We start from the raw sequence: 22,207 nt of genomic DNA, 5'->3' as shown, positions 1-22,207 counted from the left end.
TTTTAATGAGCTTCTAGCCAATTATCTCCTACCCCAACCTCTGTAAGCAATGGTACTTTGGTAGAATAAGCAGTTTCCATTTCTTGTTTTATTAAAGTAGTCGCAACCTCTATCTCTTCATTTGGGACTTCAAATACCAATTCATCGTGTACCTGTAAAAGCATTTTGGTTTTTAAACCTTGAGCTTTTATTTCAGAATCTATTTTTATCATTGCCAGTTTTATAATATCAGCAGCACTACCTTGTATTGGGGCGTTTACAGCATTTCTTTCTGCATGTCCTCTTACTATAAAATTGTTAGAGTTTATATCTTTAAGGTGTCTTTTTCTTCCCATTATAGTTTCTACATAACCTTTTTTTCTAGCCGTTTGAACTTGCTCTGTCATAAAGGCTTTTAACTTTGGATAAGTTTCGTAATAGGAATCTATGAGTTGTTTGGCATCAGTTCTAGAAAGACCTGTTTGGTCTGCTAAAGCGAAAGCACTTTGCCCATAAATAATACCAAAATTAACTGTTTTGGCTTGGCTTCTTTGAGTTTTGGACACTTCACTCAAAGGAACATCAAACAATTTGGAAGCCGTAGAAGCGTGAATATCTTGCCCCTCCTTAAATGCGTTTATCATAGTTTCCTCTCCAGAAATTTCTGCAATAAGACGAAGTTCTATTTGAGAATAGTCGGCTGAAACAATTTTAGAACCTTTTGGAGCTACAAAAGCACCTCTTACCTGTTGTCCTCGTTCCGTTCTTATAGGGATATTCTGTAAATTAGGATTATTACTAGCTAATCTCCCAGTAGCGGCTACTGTTTGGGCGAAACTGGTATGTACTCTGCCATCTATTGGACTTATTTGATTTGGCAAAGCATCTACATAAGTGGATTTTAGTTTTTGTAATTGTCGGTATTCCAAAATTAACTTGATAATCTCGTGTTTATGAGAAAGTTTTTGTAAAACATCTTCTGATGTGGAATATTGTCCTGTTTTGGTCTTTTTAGCTTTAGGGTCTAGTTTTAATTTTTCAAATAATATATCTCCTAATTGTTTAGGTGAGTTAATGTTTAGTTCTTCTCCTGCCTGTTCAAATATTTGTCCTTCTAAAATCTTTAAATCTTGCTCTAAGCTAATACTTTCATCTTTTAGCCATTCTTTATCCAAAGCTACACCAGCAAGTTCCATTTTAGCTAATACTTTAACTAAAGGCATTTCTATCTTATAAAATACCTCTTCTACTTCTTCTTTTCTTAGTTGAGGCGAAAAAATTTCGTATAACTGAAAGGTAATATCAGCATCTTCTGCAGCGTATTGTGTTTGTGTCGGTAGGTCAATTTCTCTTAATGTTTTTTGCCCTTTTCCTTTTTTGCCAATTAAAGTTTCTAATGCTATAGGCTTATAGTTAAGGTACATTTCAGAAAGATAATCCATACCGTGTCTGCCATCAGGATTGAGCAGGTAGTGAGCAATCATTGTATCAAATAAATTGCCTTTAACCTCTATGTCGTAATTTAGGAGTACTTTGTAATCGTATTTTAAATTATGAGCAATTTTTAAGATACTTTCCTTTTCAAAAAACGGACGAAAACGCTCTACAATAGCCTGTGCCTCCGCTCTATTTTCAGGGATTGGGACATAATAAGCCAAGCCTTTTTTATAACTGAAACTAATGCCTATAAGCTCTGTTTCCATCTCATCTAAAGAGGTGGTTTCTGTATCAAAACAAACCGCTTTTTGTTTCAATAGATTTTGTAGGAGCAAAAGTTGACCTTTTTCTGTATCTATATATTGATAGAGATGCTCTCGGTCTTCTATAGTATGTTTGGTAGTTGTAGTCTGTTCTAACGCTTCAAAATCTGAAAATAAATCTAACTGTACTGGCGACTGAACAGAATCTTTATCCGATTTTTTTTCCTCTACTGATTTTTCAGTAGAGAAGGCTTTGTAAAGATTTTCGTACAATCTTCGGAATTCTATCTCTTCAAAAATTTGTTTTACCTCTTCAAAGTTAGGTGTTTCTAAATCGTATTCCTCTTGATGAAACTCTATGGGAGCATCACAAAGTATGGTGGCTAGTTTTTTTGACATTAGACCACGCTCTGCAGAGGCTTCCACCTTTTCTTTTAATTTACCTTTAAGCTGATGAGTATTGGCTAGAAGATTTTCCATAGAGCCATACTCCTTGATGAATTTTTTTGCAGTCTTCTCTCCCACTCCTTCAAGCCCAGGGATATTATCCACCGAATCACCCATCATTCCTAGATAATCTATAATCTGCTTAGGGTTTTCTATTTCGTATTTTTCTAAAACTTCCTTTACACCTAAGATTTCAACATCACCACCTTTTAATCCTGGTTTATAGATTTTTATATGCTCTGTAACGAGTTGTGCAAAATCTTTATCTGGCGTTACCATAAACACCTCGTAACCTTGCTTCTCTGCCTTGCCTGCAATAGTACCTATAACATCATCTGCCTCGTAGCCCTCTACTCCTAAAATTGGGATATGCATTGCCTTTAAAATACGATGAATGTAAGGTACCGCAATTTTTATTGCCTCTGGAGTTTCAGCTCTGTTGGCTTTATAGTCAGAAAAATCTTCGTGTCTTACATTTTGTCTCCCCACATCAAAAACGACGGCTAAGTGAGTAGGACGTTCCTTTTTAATTAACTCAATAAGAGAATTAGTAAAACCATAGATAGCGGAAGTGTCTAATCCACCAGTGGTAAGTCTAGGATTTCTGATAAAGGCATAATAGCCTCTAAAAATCATTGCGTAGGCATCTACAAGATATAATTTTTTATCGGTGTTCTCAGTCATAGAGCAAAGATAAACAAAATCTTTTTTCTAATAGTTGAGATTTCCTACTAAATCTTAGAGCTTCTCTAGTCTAGCAAACTTTAAAATCAAGTTTTTTTCGCCTTCGTGTTCAAAATGAACTTTTGCTTTGATGTTGGTAGCATCGGTTCCATCAATAAAAATAACTTCTCCCATACCAAACCTGTCGTGTCTTACCCTATCGCCTACTTGTATATCTTGCGTGGTTCCTCCAACAGGATTGTTAATTTTAGCTGATGCTAACGGTTTTAGTTTTTTAGGTTCTTTGGGCTGAAAACTCGTTTCTGTACGATTGATGGTTTTCTTAGGTTCTTTCTTTTTAAAAGTGATTGGAGCTGATGGGGTATCATCAAAAATATTAGATTTAATCCCTGAATGATTTACAAAACGCCTTTCCATACTTGCATTAAGGAAGTCTAAATACTGAGCATCTATTTCGCTAAGAAATCTACTCGGCTCCGAGTCTGTAATTTTTCCCCATTGGAAACGAGAAACCGCATAGGAAAGATAAGCTTGTTTTTCGGCACGAGTTAAAGCTACATAGAAGAGTCTTCGCTCCTCCTCCAATTCTTCTCGGGAGCTACTGCTCATAAAACTCGGGAACAAATTCTCTTCTAATCCTACAAGGTGTACCACAGGAAACTCTAGCCCTTTGGAAAGGTGTATCGTCATCAGAGAAACCATATCCTCACTGCCGTCTGGCTTGTCTTGAGTATCCGCCGAAAGGGCAATGTTTTCTAAAAAGTTAGAAAGACTAGCATCACCTTCTTCAAGTTGTTGCTGCTCCTCAATGAACCCTTGCATTGAGTTCATCAATTCTTGTATGTTTTCTAACCTAGAAATTCCTTCTGGAGTTTGGTCGTCTTTTAGGTTTTTGATGAGCCCACTTCTTTTAGCTACCTCCATTGCAACGGTATAAGCATTTTCGGTTTTAAGCATCACTTGGAATGCCTTTATCATTTGCCAAAAATCATTTAGCTTATTGAGAGCCGAATTATTAAGCCCTAATCTAGGTGTGTGAAATGGTAAATCTGATAGAACTTGAGCTAAAGATAACCCTTGCCCATCTGCGTAAACAATAAGTTTATTTTGTGTGGTTTCGCCTATGCCTCTCACGGGATAGTTGATGATTCTTGTGAGTGCCTCGGCATCGTTTTCGTTTACCAAAAGTCTTAGATAGGCTAGTAAATCTTTAACCTCTTTCCTTTGATAAAAGGACAATCCGCCATAGACACGGTATGGAATATTTTTTCGTCTTAAAGCATCTTCAAAAGCTCTGGTTTGAGAGTTTGTTCTATATAAAATAGCAAACTCATTGAACATTCTTTGTTGAGAGTTATGCAGTTCCCAAATGTTGGCGGCAACAAAGTTGGCTTCGTCGGCATCTGAAAGTGAACGGTAAACTTTAAGTTTTTCGCCTTCTTCATTGGCACTAAATACATTCTTTTTGAACTGTTGCTGGTTTTTAGCAATCACCACATTAGCAGCATTTACAATATTCTGTGTAGAACGGTAGTTTTGCTCTAGTGAAACCGTTACGGCATCTGGATAATCTTTTTTAAAGTTCAGAATGTTATGAATATTAGCTCCTCTAAAAGAGTAAATAGATTGGGCATCATCTCCCACGACACATATATTTTCAAATTTGGAGGCTAACGCCTTTACAATAAGATATTGAGAATGGTTGGTATCTTGATACTCATCTACTAAAATGTATCTAAATCTGTCTTGATATTTTGCAAGAACTTCGGGAAAACGAGTGAGAAGTTCGTTGGTTCTCAAAAGCAAGTCGTCAAAATCCATCGCTCCGTTTTTAAAACAAACCTCCACATATTTCTGATAAATTTGCCCAATGAGTTTCATATTTGCTCGGGCGTCGTTTTCCATAAGTTCAGGATTGTTATAGTAAGCTCTTACGGTGATGAGATTGTTTTTGTATTGAGAGATTCTGGCTTGTACTTTTTTAGGTTTGTATAAATCAGAGTCTATATTAAGGTCTTTGATGACCTTCTTAAGTACATTAAGAGCATCTTGAGAGTCGTAAATGGTAAAGTTGGAAGGAAATCCTAAGTAATGAGCCTCGCTCCTCAATATTCTTGCAAAAACCGAATGGAAAGTCCCCATCCATAGACTTTTAGCATCGCTTTCTCCGACCACTTTAGCAATTCTCTCTTTCATTTCTCTAGCGGCTTTGTTGGTAAAAGTAAGTGCAAGTATATTAAAAGGGTCTACTCCATTGGTGATTAGATGTGCAATACGCATCGTAAGCACACGCGTTTTACCAGAACCAGCTCCTGCCAATACCATTAGTGGTCCCTGTATTGTAGTCACTGCTTTGTACTGAGCTTCATTTAATCCCTTCAAATAATCTACCATAGAAATGCTTTTTAATATTGTCTCTCCAAAAATCCCACAAATTTACAACCTATAAACGATTAAAAAAAATACCGATGATGGTCTTTAGCTATGAAATCTTTTTTGCTTAATGCAATGATAAATATAAAAAAACTATATAGAAATGGTATTTTAAGGACAACAACTTGTTACAAATAGTGTTTTACAAGTAACAAATGGATAATAAGCTGTTACAAATCGTATCCTAACTGTAACAAATGGATAATAAGCTGTTACAAATCGTATTTTAACTGTTACAAATGGATAATGGGCTGTTACAAATTGTATCCTAACTGTAACAAATGGATAATAAGCTGTTACAAACAATATTCTACTAGTAACAGATGAATAATAATTATAAACTAATCAAAAATTCAATAAAAAAAGAAAACAAGTTAGCTTTAAAGAATAGATTTCTTTGAATGAAACTGACTTTGTACATTGTATAAATACCATCTTTTACAGATTGAAACTTTAACATTTCATTATAAGAGATTTAGAAGAAATTAAAATAATTTTGTAACAAATCATTAGAAAATTCTACTAATCGCTTTAAGAAATTAAAAACAAAAAAATAAATTTAATATCGTAATGAAAAAAAAGTTTTTCTCTTTGGCAGTGGCTACTTTCGCGGGAGCTCTGCTAAATGCACAACAAATCAAATTTGAGGAGTACGACCTCCCTAACGGACTTCATGTAATTCTCCATCAAGACAATTCGGCTCCCGTAGTTACTACTGCTGTAATGTACCATGTAGGTGCTAAAGACGAAATGGAAGGCAGAACAGGGTTTGCTCACTTTTTTGAACACCTTTTATTTGAAGGAACTCCAAATATCAAAAGAGGTGAATGGTTTAAAATAGTTTCGTCTAACGGTGGTAATAACAATGCTAACACTACTGGAGATAGAACCTACTACTACGAAACTTTCCCTTCTAACAATACCCAACTCGGACTTTGGATGGAAGCTGAAAGAATGAGACAACCGGTAATTAACCAAGTAGGTGTAGATACTCAAAGAGAAGTGGTAAAAGAAGAAAAAAGGCTAAGAATAGACAATCAACCTTACGGAAATCTGTTTAATAGTATTTTAACTTCTGCCTTTAAAAATCACCCTTACAAAGGGACTACCATTGGCTCTATGGAAGACTTAAATGCAGCAAAATTAGAAGAGTTCCAAAGTTTCTTTAAGAAGTATTATGTACCCAATAATGCTACTTTAGTTGTAGCTGGAGACATCAATCCTGAACAAACTAAAAAGTGGATTAACGAATACTACGCCACTATTCCTAGAGGTGCAGAAGTTACTAGAAACTTCCCTAAAGAAGCACCTATTACCAAACAAGAAGAAGTAACGGTTTATGATAATAATATCCAAATCCCAGCCTATGTATTTACTTACAGAACGCCATCTAATAAAGAAAAAGATGCTTATGTTCTGGAAATGTTGGGCAGCTATTTAAGCAGTGGTAAATCTTCTGTTCTATACAAAAAATTAGTAGATCAGGAGAAAAAGGCTTTACAAGTACAAGCGGCTAATATTGGTATGGAAGATTATAGCATCTTCGCATTCTTTGCAATACCTATGGGAGCTACTACCAAAGCTACATTAGAAAAGGATATAGATGCTGAAATCAAAAAACTACAAACCACACTAATTTCAGAAGAAGATTATCAGAAACTGCAAAACCAGTTTGAAAATCAGTTCGTAAATTCTAATTCTACTGTGGAAGGTATTGCTCATTCTCTAGCAGATAGCTATGTTTTAAAAGGAGATACTAATCTTATCAATAAAGAGATAGACATCTACCGTTCTATCACCCGTGAAGACTTAAAACAAGCAGCGATTAAATACCTTAATCCAAACCAAAGAATCAACATCAATTATTTACCTCAAAAAAAATAATTCTAATTAACAATGAAAAATATCAAATACATTGCAGCGGCGTTTCTAGTTTCAGGAATGTTATCTGCTCAAAATATAGACCTTAATGCAATGCCAAAACCAGGACCTACTCCTACGGTAAATGTGGCACAGCCTAAAACTTTCACCCTTAAAAACGGACTTACCGTAATGGTGGTAGAAAATCATAAACTACCTAGAGTTAATGTTACTCTTACCATAGACACACCTCCTGTATATGAGGGCAATATCGCTGGAGTTTCTAGTATTATGGCAAGCCAACTAGGTAACGGAACCACTTCCCTTAGCAAAGAAGAATTTAATAAAAAAGTAGACTTCTTAGGAGCTAGATTAAATTTTGGCGCTTCTGGAGCATTTGCCAATACACTATCTAAATATTATCCAGAAGTGGTAAGCCTTATGGCAGATGCTATCATCAACCCGAAATTCTCTAGTGAAGAAGTTCAAAAGTCTAAAGAAAGAGCGTTAGAAGGGCTTAAAACAGACGAAAAGAGTGCAGAAGCTATCGCTAACCGAGTGTCTGACGCACTTATTTATGGTAAAAACACCGCTTTAGGAGAGTTTAAAACAGCGGAAAGCATCAATAAAATTCAACTAAAAGATGTGCAGGATTTCTATCAAAAATATTACACACCTAACAATGCTTATCTAGTAATTGTGGGAGATGTAAAATATGATGAAGTAAAGAAACAGATAGAAAACCAATTTAAAAATTGGAAAAAATCTAATGTTAAAATCCCTACTCCTGCACCTGCAAAAAATCTAGCCTCTACCGAGGTTAATGTGGTAGATGTTCCAAACGCTGTACAATCTATCATTAAAGTAGGTAATATTTCTACTTTACAAATGAAAGACCCACAATATTTTGCTGGAGTTATGGCAAACTATATACTTGGCGGCGGTGGCGAAGGTAGATTGTTTATGAACCTTAGAGAGAAAAATGCGTTTACTTACGGGGCATATTCTAACCTATCTACGAGTAAATACTCGCCTAACTTTAGTGCAGAAGCAAGTGTAAGAAATGAGGTTACAGATAAGGCAGTAAAAGAATTCATCAATGAGCTTAATGCCATCTCTACTGTAAAACCAGAAGAGTTACAAAACGCTAAAGCTAAACTGAAAGGTAATTTCATTATGTCTTTAGAAAAACCTGAAACTATTGCTAGATTTGCTTTAAACCAAAAACTTCAAAATCTACCTGCGGATTTCTATACTAATTATTTAAAATCCATAGAAAAGGTAACAGCTGCTGATATTAAAAAGGTAGTTAATCAAAATATTTTGCCTAATCAAGCGAGAATTTTCATCGCTGGTAAAGCAACAGATATTGCGGATAGTTTAGAAAAATTAGGTTACCCAGTAAAATACTACGATGCCTATGCAAATCCTAGCCAAAAACCTGAAGTTAAAAAAGTAGATGCTAATGTAAATGTAGAAAGCGTTGCTCAAAACTACATTAAAGCCATAGGTGGAAAAGAGGCGGTTAGTAAAATCAATTCTGTTACGATGAATGCTACGGCTACCGTTCAGGGAATGCCTTTGGAAATGACTTTAGTACAAGCAAAAGGTGGTAAAATGATGATGGATATGAAAATGATGGGCAACTCTATGCAGAAAGTTGTATTTGATGGCAAAGACGGCTACATTATGGCTCAAGGAAACAAAATCCCTATGCCAGAACAGGCTAAACAAGAGATGCAAAAATCTACTGAAGTTTTCAAAGAATTAGCGTTTGCTAACAATGGTAACTATGAACTAAAAGGCATTGAAAAGGTAAATAATGAAGAGGCTTATGCTATTAAATCAGGTAAAACCACTTATTTCTACAGCGTAAAATCTGGATTGAAATTAGGTGAAACTAAAGTAGAAAAAATGGGTGATAAAGAAATGACTATCCCTTCTACTTTCTCTGATTATAAAGAAGTTTCAGGAGTTAAAATGCCGTTCAAAATCAACCAGAATATGAGTGGTATGGATATTACTTTTGAAGTAAAATCTTACGAATTTAATAAAGCTCAAGAAACAGATTTTAAATAGTTAATAAAACCATAACTTTTTGAACATTAAGAGGCAATTCTATTTGGAGTTGCCTCTTTTTACATAAGTTTTAGTTATTTTATTCTTGATATAAAATTATTCTTCTTATATTTGCGAACTTAAAAAATTATCTTTTTAGTTATGGGTACAGTTTTTACGCTATTTATGGTTCTTATAGTAATTGTGTGTGTGTTGTTGGTATTAGTAGTTTTGGCACAAAACCCTAAAGGTGGAGGTCTTTCAGGAACATTCGGGGGAGCGTCATCGGCATCTTTCGGCGTTCAAAGAACTAATGATTTTATGGAGAAGGCTACTTGGACATTAGGAATTACGGTGGTATTACTAATTGTTTTAAGTGTGGTATTAACTGCAAAACCTACAGTGAATGTGGCTCCTGTAGCTCCTAAGAAAACAGAGTTACCTAATGCTCCACAAGCACCAAACCAAAAAGTAGATTTAAACAACACAGCTACGCCAGTAGCACCAAGCAATACAGGAAACTAAGATTTTGTTAAGTCTTTATTATAGAAAAGCGAAAGAGATTATATTTCTTTCGCTTTTTTTAGTTTTAGGCGTTCTATAAAATATTTTAGTTTTAAACCTTGTAATAGCAATAAGTATTTTAATTTATTTTTAGACTTATAGTATTTTTCTAAAAATAAAAACATTGCTCCATAAAATCTTGACAAATATTTTAAATCTTTCACGGTGCTTTGCCCTTTGTAATGAAGTATAGAATAAGCCCCATAATAGTAGTTTTGAAAGCCTTTACAGATAAGAGTATAGCACAAATCTATATCTTCGCCGTACATAAAATATCTTTCGTCTAAGCCTCCTATATCTAGATATAGTTCTCTTTTCATTAAAAGAAAAGCTCCTGTAATCACTTCTACACAAGCAATTTCGTTTTCGTTGATATCGTTTCTGTAATAGGTTTTACGGTTATTTTTCCGAGAGGTGAAAAGAAATAATTTTTCAAAAGAATTGATGATATTAGGAACAGAGCGTTTGCTCTCTGGAAGAAAATCCCCCGCCAAATTATGCATTCTAACACCGATGCAACCCAAATTATCACAACCATCAGCAAATTCTAACAAACTATCTAGCCCATCACTTTCTAACTCTGTATCTGGATTTAGTAATAAAATATATTCGCCTTGAGCTTTTTTGGAGGCAATGTTATTTGCTTTGGAGAAACCTAAATTCTCTTCTAATTCCATAAAAACGACCTTTGGAAAGATGCATTTAAGTTCTTTCCAAGAGTTATCTGTGGAGCAGTTATCTATAACTATAATTTCGTAATCTACTTTGGCTGCATACTTTTCTATGGACTGAATACAAGCCGATAACAAATCGGTTACATTATAATTAACGATGATGATGCTTAGCTTTTTTTTCATAAAAACTTAATGACCTTTATAAGGTATTCGGTTCAAAATAGACCTCCCCAAAGAAACTTCATCGGCGTACTCTAACTCATCTCCCACGGAAATACCCCTCGCAATATTGGAGAATTTAATATCAAAATGCTTAAACTTTTTATATAAATAATACACGGTGGTATCGCCTTCCATAGTTGCAGATAGGGCAAAAATCACCTCCTCTATCTCTCCTGTTTCTAGTTTGCTTTCTAAAGTTTCTATATTTAATTGTTGAGGTCCAATACCTTCCATAGGCGATATTTTACCTCCTAGAACCAAATATTTACCTTTGAATTTTCCTGTATTTTCTATCGCCATTACATCTCTTACATCTTCCACAACACACAGGAGTTCGGAATATCTGCTATCATCTGAACAGATTTCGCAAACATCTGTGTCCGAAAAGTTATGGCATTCTTTACAGTATTTTATCTCCGTAACTAGATTTTGTATAGCATCGCCTAGAGCTAGCCCTTGTGAACTAGGTTGTCTAAGCAAATGAAGAGCTAGCCTGAGAGCCGACTTTCTACCTATCCCTGGGAGACCTGATATTTCTTCTACTGCTTTTTCTAAAACCTTACTTGGAAAATTCATAAGCACAAAGGTAATTTTATTTTAAAAATAAAACAAAAAGAAAGCCGACTAAAAGCCGACTTTCTCCATTTATTAAAATTGATTTTGAAATGAATATCAATTTTTATTTAACCATCAGTTTTACATTGTGTTTTACTCCTTTATCATCTACTAGATTTAGGATATAAACACCTTTAGGCTGTTGAGTTAAATTAAGCTCAAACTTGTTACCGTTATAGCTGTTAGATAAAATCTGTTTTCCAGACATATCGTAAACTCCAGCTTTTAGAGAAGATACAGTAGGAGCTGCTTCTACTACAAAATTGCCATTAGACGGATTTGGATATACTTTTAATCCTCCATTTGCGTTAACATCTGATGTAGAAAGCGTAGTAATATTAACTACAACAGTTTGTTTATCAGATTTAACTCCATCAGAATATACAGCGTACACATCGTAAGTATATGAACCATTTGCAGTCATAGTTTCGTTGTATAGACGAGTGCGGTAATCATTAATATTGCTTACACTTACACCATCTTTAACAACCTCATAGCCTACTAGGTAAGGTAAGGTAGTTATTCCGAATGTTACTTTAGGATTAGAAATATTATTTACTTTACTATCACCTTCCTTAAGTACATCGTTTGAAACTAATTTCTGTCCTGCTAAAAGAACTTTCTTATAGTCTAACTCAGAAGAAGTTGCCAATGCTTTATTTGTAGTGCTAGCACTAGATTTTCCTGCTGGAGAGTTATCGTAACCTACTTCTACATCATCTAATGCAATATAGAAAGCATCATCAGCTTTTTTAGTTCTATGGTGGAATGCTACAAAGAAGTCTTTATCAGTATATTGCTTAATATTAAATTCTTTAGTAGCGAATACTGCTTCTTTTCCAGTTGCATCAAATGTATGAACCTTATGTCCTGCTTTTATCTCGTTTACAGTAGGTGCTTGCCCTGAAGCTGGAGCTTCAACAACATAAACATCATATCTTTCTGGCCAAGGGAACTTCACAGCATACTTCAATACCTCTGCTCCTTTTCTTAACTTAGGTGTTACTAAATAGTCATCAGCATCTATTGCTCCAGAGAACCAAGAATAAGATCTAATACCATAGCCTCCAGAATTTTTAAACAATGTAGCCGATGAAATAGTCCATGTTTGATTATCTGTATTACCATCAATCACGGTCATTCCTGCAGGTAAGTTTCCAGCACTTTCAAAGCCTTCGGAGTATACAGGATTCATTTCTGGTCTATCCCACTTAAGAGCTAGATTTTTCGTATTCTCATCAAAGCTATGTGTTAGGTTTTCTACGCTATTGTAGATGCCTGTTACTGTGATATAATTATCTTTTTCTTTAGTGTTAGTACTATGTACAGATGTAGCTGTAAGCCCCACTTTGTACTTACCTATTTTAGAAAACTTGACATTAGGATTAGCAGATATATCCGTAGTTCCTCCCACATATTCTACTCCATCAGATGGGGTTATAGTCCACTTATATTCTGTTGGTTTAGGATTACCTGTAGAAGTATTAGTAAATACTACCGCTTCACCAGAGTATATATTCTGATTATTTACTGTAAAGTCCGCTACTGTAGCTGCATTTTTAACCGTAATGTAAGTATTTTTAGTAAGACTTCCTTCTCCTTTAGAGTTGGTGGCTTTAAGAGTAACAGCATAAACTCCCTCTTGGTTGAATACTACTTTAGGTTCTTTAGAACTAGAAGAAGTATTCTCTACAAAACTTACTGTACTTGGATTGAAAGACCATTCCCAAGAACTTATAGGTAATGTGGAAGCTGTAACCGTACTGTTAGTTAAACTAACGGTTTCAAAAGAATTAGGATTTAATTTACTTGCTTTAAAATCAATATTAGGTTTATCTTCTGCGTACTCAAATCTAGTCTTGTCTATAGCGAAAGCATAAGACTGAGCATCTCCTTCTGTCTTATGATTAAATCCTACATAAGCCATTTGGTCTGTATCTACACTAAACTCATAAGAGTATCTATTGTAAGCCGTAAGAGCTTCTACCTTAGGTGTTATCTCTTTAGTCATTGAAGAGCTATTAGCTGCAGAACCTAAGAAGATACTAATATTTTCAGTAGGAGTTTGGAATTTACGAGCATAGAATATCACTCTATAAAGAGTATTCTTTTTAAGTTTTAGAGGGTTAGAGAATAGCCAATCATTTACATTAGTTTTGTTTCCTGGGAAATTTAATGCAAAAGAGCTACCTTCATAAGCTAGAGTTGCATCATCATATTTTCGCCATGTTCTTCCATCAGCATCTTTATCTTCAGATGTCCAACCATTTTTAGCAAAATCATCTTCGTAGCCAAATTCGTGAGATGATAAGTCTGGTGTTAAGTCTGCTACAACACCATATGCTTCTACGCTGGCTTTATTATTAAGCTCTACCTCATCACCTGTATAGACTACTTCCGAAGTAATTGTATAATTAACAAAGGATTTAGATAAGTCTATATTTTGCACTAAAGCTACCGTTTCTCCTGAGTTTAAAGTAGGAACTGTAATCTCACCTTGAGTAACTTCTTGACCATTATCTTTATTGATTAACTTATAAATCACTTTAGCCTCTGTAGAAGCTGAGTTACCTTTGTTGGTTATTTTAAACTCTACAGGTGTAGTAGAAGAATATTCTACTGGAGATACTTTTACATTAACAGCTGTTACTGCCAAGTCTTTTACTACTCCACTATTGATACCAGTAACTACCATAGCGTAATCCTGACTATCAGCATTAACTAATGTTACTGTTGTTCCTGTAGCATCTGTGGTTACATTATTCTTTTTTAAAGTTCCTTTGTGAGTTACCTTTATGGTATAAGTTGCACCAGGCACAGGGTTATCTATTACAACTTGCTCCACATTATCTACGTCATTGTCAGCTTTAATAGCTGGAGATGCAGGATTGTCAGGATTTAGTCTCCAAGGCAGTTCCTCTACTCCGTCTTTTATTACTCTTATATCTAAATCGTTTACCAGCATTTTGGTACGATTGTTAAGATTATCCATACTAGGAAGAGTTTCAGGAACTGGATCTGTCCACGCAATAGTTACTTTCAATGGCTCTGTTCCAGAAGCTACAACCTGCAATTCTTCTGTTGCTCCATTTTGCAAAGTTTTTTCCTCTATTAAAGAATATTGATTCCTTAGCGAAATAGTCTTAGCTGCATCAAATGCGTTTAACAATCCCCACCCAGAAGCATAGTCTGGTCCTGGAGCTTCACCTGCTTCGTTAGCTGTAGCAATAGCCAATGCCTTTAAAGTAGCCGACTTCATATGAGCATTAAACTTCTTGAAATAATGCTCTTGTAACAATAATAAAGACCCTGTAACATTAGGAGATGCCATGGAGGTTCCGCTCATTGTTCCATAAGCAGTATCTCCTGTAGATACACTAGATTTAAGGTCAACACCAACACCAGAAATATCAGGCTTAATTCTTCCATCGTCTACAGGTCCAAATGCACTAAAACTAGCCATTCTTACATCTTGAGGTGTTTTATATCCTCCCACGATTTTATTTGCAGCACCTACAGTAAGAATATTTTTAGCTGTGCTCCCGAAAATAATACAATCAAACCCATTATCACCTCCATTTTTTTGTCTTACTTTCGTTGAAGTCATCCATTGCCCTGCAGAGTCTCTCACATAATGTGTCTCTCCTGGTGCAGGACCATCTCCTCTAGGATTTCCTGCTGCTTTCACAGGTAAGTAGTAAGGTGCATTAAGAGCAATTAAATCCCAATCTCTATCAGGAGCTGTATACTGTCCATACCCTTTATATTCAGTATCCTCATCGCTTCCAAACCAGTGCCAACCTTGAGTTCCTGACCAATTTCCCCACTCGAATCCTCCCAAATAACCATAAGAATGATTGGATAAAATTGCTCCAGCAGCAGCAGCAGCCACCATTTCATTCTCATCATTATTCCAATCATAAGCATCTAATGTAGCCTTGGGAGCCATTCCTTTCACTAGAGCATCTACTCCTGATGCTACCATAGTTCCTGCTACATGGGTAGCATGATCGCTATTACTTAATGGGATATCTTTCTGAGTTACTCTTCCTCCAAACTCTCGATGAGTAGCTCTCACTTTTCCTCCGTCCCATTCGTGCACCTTCATTCCACTACCTTCTAGGTTGAAAACTCCAGCACTAGGATGAAGTTTACTAGTACCTGTACCTTCGGCAGCTCCCGTGTTATATGTAATATAGTAAAGAGCTCTCCCCTTCTTATCAAAGCCTTGAAGTTGGTAAAGTTTACCATTGGCTTCCCCCATAAATGGAATTTTAAGGTCTTTTGCTTTAGCCTGTAGCTCTTTAACACTAAGAGTAGACTTACTAAACCCTTTCTGCAACAAATTTAGTTGCTTGAGATTAGATGACTCTTTAATTTTCTTTACTTGTTCTGCATTCTGTGCAAAAACAAAGTTCGGAAGTAACAGAAAACCTGCTGCTATTGGTAGCAAATTTCCTGTTTCTAAAATAGATTTTTTCATAAAATACAAATGTTTTAAACGCTTTACAATATTAATATTTTTTTGCTAATAAAAAAATCAAACAAATGTATAACAATATATTGTAAAACACTTTTTTTGAACTTAAAATAAAAATATAGTATAATTTTTGAAAATATAATAAAGTAGAAATTAAGAAATAATAATTTAATATTGAATAGAGTTCTATATCACATCAAGTCACTTAGTATAAAATACTGATAATAAGATTTAAAAACTAAAATTACCCCTTAATAAAACGAATGAATAATATCTCAAAATTAGATAAATATATCAATTCTAATTTATTTTTAACTTCATTAAAATCAATAGTTTAATCAATTTACAAAATACAAAAACATGATATTGGTCATATTTTAAAATTTAATATTGTACAATTTATTATTTTGTTATTTGTAGTAATTCTAAATAATTAGATATAATAAATTTAAAAATGATTATTATATAGCTAGAGAATCATACACTTTTTTTCATTATTTTTGTGGAAACTAAATGTTGTATAATATAAAAAAAACAGAATAAATGTCAACAGCTAAAATTTACTACACCCTTACAGATGAGGCTCCTATGTTAGCCACTCATTCATTTTTACCTATTGTAAAAGCATTTACAAAATCAGCAGATATACAGATAGAAGTACCGGATATTTCTTTATCAGGGAGAATATTGGCTAACTTTCCAGAAGTTCTTACCGAAGAACAAAGAATTCCTGATGCTTTGTCTCAATTAGGAGAATTAGCTACAAAACCAGAAGCTAACATTATTAAGTTGCCTAATATTTCCGCTTCTATACCTCAGCTTAACGAGGCTATAGAAGAATTACAGAAAAAAGGATTTAATGTACCTAATTATCCTGCAGAGCCAAAAACAGAAGAAGAAAAAGAAATTAAGGCTAAATATGCTAAAGTGCTTGGCTCGGCTGTAAACCCTGTGCTTAGAGAAGGTAATTCTGACAGAAGAGCTCCTAAGGCTGTTAAAAACTATGCAAAAGCTAATCCTCATAGAATGGGTGAATGGAAGTCTGATAGTAAAACAGATGTGGCTCATATGAACCAAGGAGATTTCTACGGTACTGAAACTTCTACGACTGTAGAGAAAGATGGTAAGTTTAAAATTGTGTTCTTTGGAAATGATGGTTCAGAGAAAGTACTAAAAGATTATGCATCTCTTCAAGCAGGAGAGATTATAGACTCGTCTGTGATGAACATCAACGCCTTAAAAACTTTTGTAAAAGAGGCGATACAAGAAGCTAAAAGTAGAAATGTATTGCTTTCTGCTCATTTAAAGGCAACTATGATGAAGGTGTCTGACCCTATTATTTTTGGGGCTATTGTTGAAACATTCTTCCATGAAGTGTTTGAAAAGTATGCGGAGACCTTCAAATCATTAGATGTTAATCCTAACGATGGACTAGCAAGTCTTTATGATAAAATTGCAGGAATTGCTCAAGAAGCTGATATAAAAGCTGATATAGATCGTGTTCTAAACGAAAGTTCTAGAGTAGCAATGGTAAACTCGGATAAGGGAATTACCAATTTCCATGTTCCTAGTGATGTTATTGTAGATGCTTCTATGGCGGCATTAGTTCGTGGTGGCGGTAAAATGTGGAACAAAGACGGACAAGAGGAAGATACTTTAGCCATAATTCCAGACCGTTCTTATGCTGGTTTCTATCAAGCTGTAATAGATGATATGAAAGCTAATGGAAAGTTAGACCCTACTACTATGGGTAGTGTACCTAATGTGGGACTAATGGCTAAAAAGGCAGAAGAGTATGGTTCTCACGATAAGACTTTCCAAATGGAAGCTAAAGGTACTGTAAAAGTCCTTAATGAAAATAACGAAGTTTTATTAGAACAAAAAGTAGAGGCTGGAGATATTTTCAGAATGTGCCAAACTAAAGATGCTCCTATACAAGATTGGGTTAAATTAGCGGTTAACCGTTCTCGTTTATCGGATACTCCAGCTATATTTTGGTTAGATAAAGGTAGAGCTCACGATAGAGAAGTTATCAAAAAAGTAGAACAATATCTTAAAAATCATAATACAGAAGGTCTTGATATTAAAATTTTAGATGTTAAAGACGCAATGTCTGAAACGCTTAAAAGAGCTAGAGAAGGTAAAGACACTATTTCTGTATCTGGCAATGTTCTTAGAGATTACCTTACGGATTTATTCCCTATCCTAGAGTTAGGAACTTCTGCTAAGATGTTGTCTATTGTACCTCTTATGAATGGCGGTGGGTTATTTGAGACAGGTGCAGGAGGTTCTGCTCCTAAACATATAGAGCAGTTTATAGAAGAAGGCTATTTACGTTGGGATTCTTTAGGAGAATTTTTAGCACTACAGGCAAGTTTAGAACACTTGGCACAAACTCAAAATAATACGAAGGCTCAAGTATTGGCAGATGCACTAGATGAAGCTAATGCTAAGTTTTTAGCTAATGATAAATCTCCAGCTAGAAAAATAGGAAGTATAGATAATAGAGGTTCTCATTTCTATTTAGCGCTATATTGGGCAGAAGCTTTAGCTGCACAAACTCAAGATTCAGAGCTGTCTGCTCTTTTCCAACCTATTGCTAAAGAAATGCAAGAAAACGAAGCGAAAATCAATGAAGAGCTCATAGCTTCTCAAGGTAAAGCTCAAGATATTGAAGGCTACTATCGTCCAAACGAAGATAAAACTTACGCTGCAATGCGTCCTTCGGTAACACTTAATCAAATTATTGATAGAATATAATCCATTATATTCAAAATACTTAATAACAAAATAGGAGGCTTAAAAACCTCCTATTTTTATTTTATTAAACTTATTATTTAACCCTTTTCCTATTATCTTCGGAAATTCTATCAATGAGTTTATTATAGGAATCCACTCCCACTTCGTAAGGTTTTTTATCTACAACAATCCTAATATGATTGTCTATCTTGTTAATGAAATATTTTTTGTTATAAATTTCATTTTCATACTGATGACCGTTCTTCTTGATAGGTTCTGCAAAAACACCTATTTCAATATAATCAGCCAGAGGTAACGATTTTACCTTACTTTTTCTAATTTGAGCTTCTAAGCCTTTACCTTTAGCATCTTTATAAATAGCATCTCCTTTCGGATTGGTTTGATACTTAGATACTAAAAACTTAATATCCACTTGATATTTACCATTAGACAATGGTGTTACCTTAACATCTTCTACCCTATTATCGTAAAGTGTAATGGTTTCAAACATATCACGGATAAGGTACTGTAAATGAGGTGGTGTATTGGCTTTTAAATGTTCTACAAATTCTATAGAAGTAGTATAAGGAGCTTCTTGAAATGCTGTTTTTTCAACAAACGATTTCAGTATATTATTGAATTTTCTCTCTCCTAAATAATCGCTCATAGCATAAAGTACTAGAGCTCCCTTGTTATAGTGTATGTACTGCTGATTTTCTACGTACATTAAAGGATTTTCTTCCTTCCATTCAAAAGTTCTCCCTTGTAGATATTTATCTAAAGCCTCTTTCAAAAACTTTCTCATCTGGTATTTACCGTATTCTTTTTCTAATACTTTTAAAGAACTGTACTCTGATAAAGATTCAGATAAAAGTGTGGAACCTTTAGTATTAGCTCCTATAACTTGATGAGCCCACCACTGATGTGCCATTTCGTGAGAAACCACAGAGAATGGATAGTCCACAGAATTAGGATTATCTAAATCCACCATCGCTATAAAACCTATACCCTCGGAGAAAGGCATCGTGTTGGCAAATGCTTGCGCAAAAGTACCTTCGGTTTTAGGAAACTCTATAATCCTCGCTTGTTTATGCTGATAAGGACTAAAGTTTTCAGAATAGTATTTAATGGATTTTTTCATTGCTTCCATCATTCTATCAAGGTTGTATTCGTGCCCTTTATGATAGTAGATTTCGTAATTAATTCCGTTATACTTTTCCTTCTTAACTTCATATCTCCCCGAATTAAAGGCATAGAAATTGAGCATTTTTTGGTTCATTTTATAGTAGAAATAGCGTCTGCCATTTTCCGTCCATTCTTTTTGAAGATAGCCTGGAGCAATCGCGATTTGGTCTGCTGAAGTGCTTACCGTAGCTTCAAAGTTTATCCAATCCGAATCTGTTGCTATGTAGGTATTTTCTCTTGCTTTCAGATTTTTAGGGTCTGCCATAATTTCGGTATCAGGGAGCTGATATTTTTTTCTAATATCATTATCCTTTATCTCTGCACTAGCATTATAACCAAAACTAGGAAAAATAGAATTATTGATAAAAGTACCATTCTCCAATATAGGCGACCTGTCTTTGAGCCAAGTGTTAGGCTTATTCTGAACCGTAAAATTAACTTTAATTGATTCTCCTGGTTGTAATGGCGTTTTAAGTCTATAAATATCAAAATATTGCACACTATCTTTGTGTACCAAATTAGCAGCAGTACTAAAATTAATTGCTTTAAGATTGTTATGATAGTTTACGAATAGGCTATCTATTGCTTTTTCAGTCTTATTAACCAAAGTATATTCTGCGGTGGCTTTGTAGTTTCTTTCTTTAGGAAAAATAGCCATATCTACTTTAACATCTACAATTCTTGGTTGTGGATAGTTTTCGTATTTTTTGTATTGTTTTTCATAATCTATCAGCATCTTTTCTTCTTCTTGCCTAGAATAATAAGGTTCTAGCTTTACGGCTTGATAATAAAAAGCATATCCTAGTCCTAAAAATAAAACCAAAAACAAGATAAGAGGGATAGCTATATTGGTTTGTTTTACTCTTGAAAAGAATATTTTTATTCTCTCTTTAGCTCCAGAGAAAATGCCTCGTCTCCAAAAGGCTAAAGTGAGTAGATACAGAACACCACAAAACAACAACCAATACAACTTATAGTAAAGGTAAGTTCTATAAATTCCAAAACCATTCATATCAGAATAGCTATAACCGCCTCCCGAACTATTAAAATAATAAAATTTGTGTTCTAACCCTATTTTAGAAAATACAAGCGGATACATCATACTTAGGATAATTACAAAAAAACCAACAAGATAGTTTTTGAAAAATCCTTGTATAAACACAGCATATAAAATGACAATAATGTAATACAATAGCTCTAAACCTAAGAAAGTTATAAGGTATTGACCTATTTCAAATTTAAAATAGCCATAATAAGACTGAATCAGCATTCCTGAAGTAATACTTACTAGCATAATAAGTATCACCATTTTTATAAGTCCTAAAACTTTAGACATCAAAAGCACCCAATTAGGAACAGGAGTACTATCTACCAAATGATTAATTCTAAAATTAGAAGCATTATTAAGACTAATTCCTGCGAATAAATAAATGATTAACAACAAAAATACTTCAAGAAGTCCTTTAGCCATACCTATAACTTTCCAAGTTACAGGATAAGTTCTGGTTCCAAATAACTCTTGCCCTAAGGTATAGCCCGAAAATACAATAAACAGCATAAGTATTGTAATGAAAATAAGAAAAATTCTGTTCTTCACAATGAGCTTAAACTCAAATTTAGATAAACTTATGGCTGTTTTAAAGTTGTTCCAAAAATCGTAATGATAGCTTACTTTAGGCAAATTGATTTTAATAATTCCTCCAAAATTATTCTTTGTAAACCTTTGTGCTTTCTTCTTTTTACCAAAAAAACTAGGCACTGTGTAGTTAAACGAGAATATAAAATAGGTTGCTACAAAAACCAAAATCCCTAGACCAACCCATACAAGTCTATTGTAAAGCAAGGCACTCTTGAAAGGGATAAACAGTGTATTCTGCTCTTCAATCGTCCAGTATTCTGTAAGGTAATCTAGTGATATAGCACCATAAGGGTCTAGCAAACTTACCCAAAATTTATCATCTACATCATTGGTCATATTATAGATAAACGACTGAAACAGTATCAGAATTATCACAAAAACAAAACCGATGTATTCATTTCTCGTTAAAGTTACCAACGCAAAAACAAAAGCTCCTATCACAAATATATTAGGAATAATAAACAAAAGATAAGGCTGTATATAGGCAAAAAAATCAATAGGAGCTAATAAATCTTTGTTTGCGAAAGGCAACACAGAAGCTAATAAAAACGCTGCACCTATTGATAAGGAAATCAGTACTGTTACGAGTATTCCACTTAAAAACTTACCTAAAATATAGCTAGATTTACTGAACGGATAGGCGTAAAATATACTATGAAAGTTGTACTTATAATCTCGATATACCGTTGCACCTACTACTGCGGGGATAATAAAATTGATAAAAGTCCCTAGTTGCCCTAATAATCCGTTAAGGCTCAAAGCAGAGTTTACAAATCTATTAGATGAAGTGGTAGCAGATAAACTATCAAAATAGCCCAACGCTATCGCAGATATTAAAAATCCTAAAGAAAAGAAAATGAGTAAATAAAGGTAAAATACCCAATTTTTCAACCATCTTTTCAGTTCAAATATAAAAATCGTTTTCATA

The 22,207-nt window shown here is 34.4% G+C and carries 10 protein-coding genes; 4 read left to right on the top strand and 6 right to left on the bottom strand.

The window, feature by feature from the left end:
* Positions 1-2: 2 nt before the first annotated feature.
* Both polA and D1J36_RS09265 read right to left on the bottom strand, forming a co-directional pair.
* The gene (gene polA / locus D1J36_RS09270) at positions 3-2,810 is read right to left on the bottom strand and encodes a DNA polymerase I (protein WP_154136879.1); all 2,808 of its coding nucleotides are present in this window, start codon (positions 2,808-2,810) and stop codon (positions 3-5) included.
* A gap of 54 nt (positions 2,811-2,864) precedes the next feature.
* Positions 2,865-5,204, bottom strand: a complete 2,340-nt coding sequence (locus D1J36_RS09265; RefSeq protein ID WP_154136878.1) for an ATP-dependent helicase — start codon at positions 5,202-5,204, stop codon at positions 2,865-2,867.
* Positions 5,205-5,813: 609 nt separating this feature from the next.
* On the opposite strand from D1J36_RS09265, the gene D1J36_RS09260 reads away from it, so the two are divergent.
* The 3 genes from D1J36_RS09260 to secG all read left to right on the top strand — a co-directional run bounded on the left by D1J36_RS09260 (position 5,814) and on the right by secG (position 9,686).
* The gene (locus D1J36_RS09260) at positions 5,814-7,127 is read left to right on the top strand and encodes a M16 family metallopeptidase (RefSeq protein WP_004919072.1); all 1,314 of its coding nucleotides are present in this window, start codon (positions 5,814-5,816) and stop codon (positions 7,125-7,127) included.
* Between the two features lie 12 nt (positions 7,128-7,139).
* Complete coding sequence (locus D1J36_RS09255; RefSeq protein ID WP_154136877.1) at positions 7,140-9,182, top strand: M16 family metallopeptidase; 2,043 nt, start codon at positions 7,140-7,142, stop codon at positions 9,180-9,182.
* 141 nt (positions 9,183-9,323) lie between these two features.
* Positions 9,324-9,686: a preprotein translocase subunit SecG gene (gene secG / locus D1J36_RS09250; RefSeq protein WP_013446734.1), complete on the top strand. Its 363-nt coding sequence runs from the start codon at positions 9,324-9,326 to the stop codon at positions 9,684-9,686.
* 38 nt (positions 9,687-9,724) lie between these two features.
* On the opposite strand, the gene D1J36_RS09245 is transcribed toward secG, so the two are convergent.
* The 3 genes from D1J36_RS09245 to D1J36_RS09235 all read right to left on the bottom strand — a co-directional run bounded on the left by D1J36_RS09245 (position 9,725) and on the right by D1J36_RS09235 (position 15,719).
* The gene (locus D1J36_RS09245) at positions 9,725-10,582 is read right to left on the bottom strand and encodes a glycosyltransferase family 2 protein (protein ID WP_154136876.1); all 858 of its coding nucleotides are present in this window, start codon (positions 10,580-10,582) and stop codon (positions 9,725-9,727) included.
* A gap of 6 nt (positions 10,583-10,588) precedes the next feature.
* Entirely contained in the window at positions 10,589-11,197 is a 609-nt protein-coding gene (gene recR / locus D1J36_RS09240; RefSeq protein WP_154136875.1) for a recombination mediator RecR, read from the bottom strand.
* Between the two features lie 103 nt (positions 11,198-11,300).
* Positions 11,301-15,719, bottom strand: coding sequence for a S8 family serine peptidase (locus D1J36_RS09235; RefSeq protein ID WP_154136874.1), 4,419 nt, complete (start codon positions 15,717-15,719; stop codon positions 11,301-11,303).
* A 540-nt stretch (positions 15,720-16,259) separates the two neighbouring features.
* Here D1J36_RS09235 and D1J36_RS09230 point away from each other — a divergent pair.
* Positions 16,260-18,476, top strand: coding sequence for an NADP-dependent isocitrate dehydrogenase (locus D1J36_RS09230; protein WP_154136873.1), 2,217 nt, complete (start codon positions 16,260-16,262; stop codon positions 18,474-18,476).
* A 73-nt stretch (positions 18,477-18,549) separates the two neighbouring features.
* On the opposite strand, the gene D1J36_RS09225 is transcribed toward D1J36_RS09230, so the two are convergent.
* On the bottom strand, positions 18,550-22,206 hold the full coding sequence (locus D1J36_RS09225; protein ID WP_154136872.1) for an ABC transporter permease/M1 family aminopeptidase: 3,657 nt from the start codon (positions 22,204-22,206) through the stop codon (positions 18,550-18,552).
* Position 22,207: the final 1 nt, after the last annotated feature.

Origin of the sequence: Riemerella anatipestifer (assembly GCF_009670965.2) — a bacterium.
Lineage (GTDB): Bacteria > Bacteroidota > Bacteroidia > Flavobacteriales > Weeksellaceae > Riemerella > Riemerella anatipestifer_B.
The sequence above is the reverse complement of the archived record's forward strand: the minus strand, read 5'-3'. Positions and strand labels throughout refer to the sequence as shown.